The 4,659-nt window shown below is 55.7% G+C and carries 5 protein-coding genes and 1 pseudogene; 1 reads left to right on the top strand and 5 read right to left on the bottom strand.

Annotated elements, in window-relative coordinates:
• Positions 1–341, top strand: a 341-nt coding sequence (locus EN914_RS24860) for a hypothetical protein (RefSeq protein ID WP_164778887.1), incomplete at its 5' end; no start/stop codon positions are given.
• A 262-nt stretch (positions 342–603) separates the two neighbouring features.
• Here the strand turns inward: EN914_RS24860 and EN914_RS24855 are convergent.
• The 5 genes and pseudogenes from EN914_RS24855 to EN914_RS24835 all read right to left on the bottom strand — a co-directional run.
• Entirely contained in the window at positions 604–819 is a 216-nt protein-coding gene (locus tag EN914_RS24855; protein WP_081714302.1) for a hypothetical protein, read from the bottom strand.
• Positions 820–999: 180 nt separating this feature from the next.
• Positions 1,000–1,368 carry a hypothetical protein gene (locus EN914_RS24850; protein WP_024503628.1) on the bottom strand — a complete coding sequence of 123 codons (369 nt, stop codon included), beginning with the start codon at positions 1,366–1,368 and terminating at the stop codon, positions 1,000–1,002.
• Positions 1,369–1,460: 92 nt separating this feature from the next.
• Positions 1,461–2,342, bottom strand: a complete 882-nt coding sequence (locus EN914_RS24845) for a hypothetical protein (RefSeq protein ID WP_024503629.1) — start codon at positions 2,340–2,342, stop codon at positions 1,461–1,463.
• 71 nt (positions 2,343–2,413) lie between these two features.
• Positions 2,414–3,577, bottom strand: coding sequence for an alpha-2,8-polysialyltransferase family protein (locus tag EN914_RS24840; protein WP_245462144.1), 1,164 nt, complete (start codon positions 3,575–3,577; stop codon positions 2,414–2,416).
• An 800-nt stretch (positions 3,578–4,377) separates the two neighbouring features.
• A pseudogene (locus EN914_RS24835) lies at positions 4,378–4,659 on the bottom strand (diguanylate cyclase); the annotation flags it as partial.

Here is a 4,659-nt window from a genome sequence, read left to right as displayed (position 1 = left end):
CGCCCGGCAAGAAGCCGCAGACCATGACGCTGCTGTCGGGCGGCGAGCAGGCGTTGACGGCGATGTCGCTGATCTTCGCGGTGTTCCTGACCAATCCGGCGCCGATCTGCGTGCTCGACGAAGTCGACGCCCCGCTCGACGACCACAATGTCGAGCGCTTCTGCAACCTGATGGACGAAATGGCCGCCACCACCGAGACGCGCTTCGTCATCATCACCCACAATCCCATCACCATGGCGCGCATGAACCGGCTGTTCGGCGTCACCATGGCCGAACAGGGCGTCAGCCAATTGGTGTCGGTCGACCTGCAGGCGGCCGAGGCCATGCGCGAGGCAAGCTGACCCAGGTCGCGCTGGCTGGAATGGGCCGCACCGGAGCAATTTCAGGAAAAGGGTGCAAGCGGTTCTCGCTCGGCAAAAAATGTCAGGGCCGCGGACTGTGCCTGTGCGAATGATGTTTGGCCGGGGACCAGACGAAATAGAGCGAGCCCAGTTTCAGCACAGGCACCCTGCGATCCCGCTCGCGATCACGCAGTTCCCGGTAGGTCTTCACCTTCAGTGTGCCCCCCGGCAATCTGATTCGCAAAGCCATGATGCATAGAGCTTACGTGCTTTCTCCAGACGATGGAAGATTCATTTCAAGTTCCTCATCAGTATTCGAGCTCCTGGAGGGGCGATCAGGAATTGTACTGGGCCACCAGATGACGAAATATTTGCCAAACTGCCAGACCGGGACTTCGCCCTTGTGCTCTCGCCGCCGCAACTCATAACGTTGCTTGACCTTCAATACACCGCCCGGAAGCCTGATCTTGATCGTCATCGTCCCTCAATACTGATGGCGCACTTCCTGGGTGCCGCGCCCAAAATATCTGTCCGGCCAAGTTAGAAAAATCGCTCACTCTCGGATCGGATCGTTGCAATCCGATTTCGCTGAGTCAATGGAGCCGAGGGCGAACTCCTGTGGCTATCGGCGCCGTGCAGATAAGGCTTGAGAGCGGGCTCAACCTCTGCGCCGCAAGATCCAGTTCACACAGATCACGGCCACGAGGCCACATGCGATGCCGGCGCAATCGGCAAACCAGTCGAACACATCCAGATCGCGCCGTATCAGCGCCGTGCCCTGCAGGACCTCGATCGCCGCTCCAATCATGGCCAGGAAGACGATTAGTCTTGTTTTTCGATCGGGCCAGCCGAGCCCTCCAAGGAAAGTCATGACGGCAAAGGCGCTGGCGTGGTTCAGCTTGTCGGAACGGAAACCGATATCGATCCCGTACTCTTCGAGTCGGGGTATAGGCAGCAGTGCAAGGGCAAGAACAGCGGCAAGCGTGGCGAAAAAGGCGATCCGTTCGACGGCTGGATAAAATCTCATTCTGTTCCAATCTTTGCCTGGCCGCCGGGAAAGTCGAATCCGGCTCGGTATTGGCAGTTCAGGCTGAAACTCGGATCGACGGCGTTGTTCTTCTAAAGCCGCAATTTTTGCTTGAGCTTTTTCAGCCAGGTCTGTTCCGCCTCATCCTGATTTTGATGCGCCGGGACGTAGCGCGGCCGTATCTTTTTTCCTTTGATGTAGAATGGCTTTTCGACTTCTCCAACCAGATTGACGAAAAGCCGGGATTTGTTGGTGGGTTGGCGGACTGTGACGCCGTGGACCGATTCAATCGAATTGATGAACAATACAAGAATGTTCTTGTCGTATTGAACTGTTTCGACGCATTCCAAATGGGTGTCGTCGACATAGGCATCATTGAAGAGTGTCGCTTTGGCTTTCAGCGTGGCGTATTTGGACTGGAAACGACTAATTGTCAGGTCCCCGCCAACGGCATCATAATCTTCCGGCCTCATATAAAACAGGCCAGAAAATAGCTTGTCGCCATTGTCGATGTGGCTTGTCCGCACCGATCCGGCATTGGTCACCGGCGTGTTCCCGCTGAGCATCGCATCCATCAGTATGTCGCGCGTTGCATAGGTGTCACTAAACCTGATGCCCGCTTTCATATTCTTGAGGCGTTCATAATTGGGGTAATAATCAGGGTAGAACTTGTGAATATCGTCGTAGAACAGGTCGGCGACCTCGCCGAAAAATGCTTGCGATACATGGTAGGCGATAAAGTCGCGCCATATTTGCGGCACGGCTTCGTTCGACCGAACGCGGTGGGCCTCATAATCCCACCTGGTGTTGTTGCGGCGTGTATCGATTTCGAGCGTTTCCGGAGCGGGAAACGTGCCGGCCAATTCCTGGTAGAGATCGAGGGGAAGGGCGTCACGCAGGATGATGTGTGGAAACGGCTCCGATCGAACGTCGGCCTTGGTGGCTCGTTGAAGGACTGAAAGCGGCTTTGACATCGATGGTGTCCCAGATCGAGTTTGTCCGAATTTGGACAGCGAGGATCGTGTTCAAGCTGGGTTACCGCCTTTCAACGGATCCCTTTCTGCGTCTCGTTCAAAGATTGGAGCGTTGAAAAGGGCTCCGCATGGGCTTTTACCATTTCGCTCATTAGAATATCCGCGCCAGTCATGAGGGGGATCAGGGTTTCCGCAAATGTGTATGTTTTGATGCCGTAAAGCCACTTCAGGTAAAGAAGGGCAGCTGACGTGCCGGAGACGCAGCCAACGATGTTCATCCGGGATACGACAAGCTCTATCGGATATATGTGTGGCAGGTTAGCTGCCATGATCCTGGTGTTGGCGTCGGCCGTCACATTGCCAACTGCATCCAGCAATTCGGGGAAGAAGGGCTTGCTTATTCTGGGATGTTCCTTCCAGACGACGTCGTATCCCCTCTCGACGATCTGCTCCGCAATTCGTCTATAGATCGCCGCCTCTTGCGCGTACGACATTATGCGGTTTCGCGACAATGCCTGGCCGAGCAGCAGGATCCGTGGGTTGGCTGACGCACGGCAATGTTCATCGCCGCCGGAAAGCGCATCCCTGCAGGCTTCATCTATTACGTCGCGCATCAGCGAAGCGCCGACCTGAAATCTCGGTACGTTCTCCAGTGCATCGTGAATGGGGATTTCGTGAAGCAAAGAATAAAACTTCGTCACCCGTCTCAGATGGTGTCTTTCTATCCTGTCGGCCGCTTTCCTCAATCGGAACGCCGGTGAAATTGTAGAGAGTCCTGCAATCAAGGCCGCGGTGATGCGTCGTCGAAACCTTGTGCCCGGCGGCCGTGACATGGTTGCCATCTCGAATGGAAGGTATGACGTCAAGCCATCCTCATACAAAACGATCTTGGCTTCTGGGTATGAGTCCAGCAGTATTTTTTCCGACGGCCGGTTAACGAAGCAGGCCCAAATTTCAGCTACGGAACTCGCGTCGAGACCAATTGTGTCTCGGATCAGACGATGGATCCGGAAAATTTGCAGTTGCCCATATTTACGCTCGGACGTCAGAAGGTCGTACGCCCATATGATCCGTCTCCAGGTCCATACTTTAGACGCAAGTTCAGCAAGACCGGTCTTGAAATGCTCGGAAACGCCGGCCGTTTCATAAAGCAGGAGATAGTCCTCATGCTCCTGATCCGCCGGGGAGCTTCCATCCATTGTTGATTGGCGAAGTGAGGCAACCAGGCTGAGCAATTGCCAGCTGCCAAAGACGCAGCATATTCGAGCTGGCAATTTAAGATCTCCAGATCGGATGGAAATAACGCTGCATGTTCCGCGATCTCAACCGCAAAATTGCTTCATATCCGACAGGCCGTGTGGCTCGGGGCGTCCCACCCGCTTCGTAATACTGCCTATCGCGTCAGCAGGAAATATCTTTCAGATGTCGGGTCCAACGTCCAAGACAGGCTAGAGTTCCGCACAATAGGCAGGCGAATTCACTTCAACTGAGCGGCAGAGACCTGTCGAGATCCGGCAATAGCACCCGGTGCGGCAGACCGCTCATGCGGTCGTCTTGCTGCTTCGGGTCCCTCTCGGCACCAAGAGCACGAATTCTCCCGGTTTTCGGGAAGGTCGTTGCCCGGGAAAGCGGGTTTCGCTTCCCCCAGTCAAAAGTAAGCTCCAGCCATGAACCGGAGCTAGATGATGACAGAGGCAGAAACCAGAATGTTTCACACGCTTGATGTGCCAGCCGGTCCGGTGTGGCGGCCTGCAATCCCGGCCGACCTGACAAGGCAGGGCATGTGTGGGCGCGTCTGCGCATCATGCCCGATACAAAGCCCGCACTGCCCCTCGAACGCCCTTGAGGCCGACGCTTCGGCGCAACGTCCCCGGTGAGCAGGCTAGAGCAATTCTAGGAAAAGTGTGAAGCGGTTTTCCGGCCAAAATTGCCTCAAAACAAAGAGTTAGAGCAGCTCGCCGTTTCCGTGAAACGGTGAACTGCTCTAAGGGCGGCGCCAGAAAATGCGCCGCCCTGTCGGAGGGGTCGTCCGCGATCAGGCGGCGAGCCAGGCCCGTGTGAAATCCTGCTCATAGGCCTGATGCATCTGGTAGCCCATCAAGGCAGGTTTCATATGGCAGAACAGCTTTCGCCAGTAAGGCTGAACGATGATGCCGGAATCCTGCAGCATGACCTGCAGTTCCTTCATTACCACACGGCGCTGCTCCGGATCGGCGATGGAATTGGCCTTGTGGACCTTGGCATCGAAGTCTGGATCGGCGAACCCCGTCTCGTTCCATGCCGAACCGGTCTGATAGGCAAGTGCATAGGTCTGGAT

The sequence above is a fragment of the Mesorhizobium sp. M7A.F.Ca.CA.001.08.2.1 genome, assembly GCF_003998455.1.
GTDB classification, from domain to species: Bacteria; Pseudomonadota; Alphaproteobacteria; order Rhizobiales; family Rhizobiaceae; genus Mesorhizobium; species Mesorhizobium ciceri.
This window is presented reverse-complemented; position numbering and strand designations above follow the sequence as displayed.

What these genes read in the sequence shown, in the direction of transcription:
- EN914_RS24855 (WP_081714302.1), bottom strand. Translation starts at nt 819, where the DNA reads ATGACGATCAAGATCAGGCTTCCGGGCGGTGTATTGAAGGTCAAGCAA.
- EN914_RS24850 (WP_024503628.1), bottom strand. Translation starts at nt 1,368, where the DNA reads ATGAGATTTTATCCAGCCGTCGAACGGATCGCCTTTTTCGCCACGCTT.
- EN914_RS24845 (WP_024503629.1), bottom strand. Translation starts at nt 2,342, where the DNA reads ATGTCAAAGCCGCTTTCAGTCCTTCAACGAGCCACCAAGGCCGACGTT.